At 48.1% G+C, this 368-nt stretch carries 1 pseudogene; it reads left to right on the top strand.

The annotated features are described in order from the left end of the window. Positions 1-368: pseudogene (locus tag A3729_RS32735) on the top strand (C4-dicarboxylate ABC transporter); the annotation flags it as partial.

The following is a 368-nucleotide window of genomic DNA, read 5'->3' as shown; positions in this document are numbered from 1 at the left end:
GCTTAAAGAGACCTTGCTTGGCGCGAAGCTTTTTGATGTCTTTAAACCCTGGAACTTTCCCCCTGAAATACTGGCCTGCATCGCCATCGCATTAATGGCTGTACCAACTGCTTATACAGGGGCCTCAGGTATTATCATTATTGCCATGGGTGCTGTGGTTTATCAGGAGTTGAGGCGTGTTGGTACTCGGCGTCAGCTTGCACTGGCGGTCACCGCAATGACCGGAAGCTCAGGCGTTGTATTAAGGCCCTGCCTGTTGGTAATCGGTATTGCCATTCTCAACAAAGAAGTCTTGAGTGATGATTTGTTTTATTGGGGAAGCCGGGTTTTCATGCTAACGCTTGCAGTGTTTTTTATGTTTGCCATGC

The organism is Oleiphilus sp. HI0043 (assembly GCF_001634935.1).
This window is presented reverse-complemented; position numbering and strand designations above follow the sequence as displayed.